This window comes from Promicromonospora kroppenstedtii DSM 19349 (assembly GCF_000515355.1).
Lineage (GTDB): Bacteria > Actinomycetota > Actinomycetes > Actinomycetales > Cellulomonadaceae > Promicromonospora > Promicromonospora kroppenstedtii.
Genome location: NZ_KI911746.1, coordinates 28,451 through 30,013, shown reverse-complemented (window position 1 = coordinate 30,013; position 1,563 = coordinate 28,451). Strand labels below are relative to the sequence as shown.

Below are 1,563 nucleotides of genomic sequence, written 5' to 3'. Positions count from 1 at the left end.
CGCGGCGCCGACCTGGACCGGCTCCTGGCGGTGGCCGGCGCCGTGCGCGACCAGGGGCTGCGCGAGGCCGGGCGGCCCGGCGTCATCACGTACTCCCGCAAGGTGTTCGTGCCACTGACGCACCTGTGCCAGGACCGCTGCCACTACTGCATCTTCGTGCAGACGCCGGGCAAGCTCGCCAAGGCCGGCATCTCGCCGTACATGTCGGCCGAGGAGGTGCTGGAGGTGGCCCGCCAGGGCGCCGCCCTGGGCTGCAAGGAGGCGCTGCTCACCCTCGGCGACCGGCCGGAGAACCGCTGGCCCGTGGCCCGGCAGTGGCTCGACGACCACGGCTACGCCTCGACGCTCGACTACGTGGGCCACATGGCGCAGCTGATCCTCGACGAGACGGGGCTGCTCCCCCACCTCAACCCGGGCGTCATGTCGTGGGCGGAACTGCAGCGGCTCAAGCCGGTGGGCCCGTCGATGGGCATGATGCTGGAGACCACCTCCGAGCGGCTGTGGACCGAGAAGGGCGAGGCGCACTTCGGCTCCCCTGACAAGGACCCGGCGCTACGGCTGCGCGTGATCGACGACGCCGGCCGCTCCCGCATCCCGTTCACCACCGGAGTGCTGCTGGGCATCGGCGAGAACTACGCCGAGCGCGTGGACTCGGTCGTCGCGCTGCGCGACGCGCACGCCCGGCACGGTCACGTGCAGGAGGTGATCGTGCAGAACTTCCGCGCCAAGTCGGCCACCGCGATGATGGGCGCCGCCGACCTGGAGACGCAGGAGTACGCGGCCGCCGTCGCCGTCACGCGGGTGCTGCTCGGCCCGGGGATGCGCGTGCAGGCCCCGCCGAACCTGACCGACGCCGCCGAGCTGCAGCTCCTGGTACGCGCCGGCATCGACGACTGGGGCGGCGTCAGCCCGCTCACCCCCGACCACGTGAACCCCGAACGGCCCTGGCCGCACATCGAGGACCTGGCCCGGCTCACCGCCGAGGGCGGGTACACGCTGCGCGAGCGGCTGACCGCGCACCCGCACTACCTGCGCGAGGCGCGTGCGGGAGCGGAGTGGCTGGACGACCGCCTCCGCGACCGCGTCCTGGCCCTCGCCGACGACTACGGCCTGGCCCGGCACGACGCCCTGCTGGGCGAGTTCCCCTCCTCCCCCGTCCCGCCCACCCCAGCCGCTTCGTTGAGTGCTGGGTATTTGTTGGATTCCAGGCCGGAATCCAACAAATACCCAGCACTCAACGGAGGCGGGCGGTTGGGGGCGTTGTTGAGCGACGTCCAGAGTGACCCGCGTGGGGTGGACGACGCCGCATGGGTCGAGCTGCTCGGGGCGGACGGCGCGGACCTCGAGGACCTCGCCGCGCTGGCCGACCAGGTGCGCCGCGAGCGCGTCGGCGACGCGGTGACGTACGCCGTGAACCGGAACATCGACGCGTCGCTGGGCCTGCCGCCCGAAAGGGTCGCCGAGCTGGCCGCCGAGGCGGTGGCGCTGGGCGCCACGGAAGTGTGCGCGCAGGGACTGCCGCCCGCCGAGCAGGGTGCCGACGCCTACCTCGACCTCGCCCGC

The 1,563-nt window shown here is 73.1% G+C and carries 1 protein-coding gene; it reads left to right on the top strand.

Features of this window, described 5'->3' with window-relative positions:
* The coding region (gene cofG, locus PROKR_RS25345; protein ID WP_036969292.1) for a 7,8-didemethyl-8-hydroxy-5-deazariboflavin synthase CofG at positions 1 to 1,563 on the top strand (1,563 nt) is incomplete at both ends.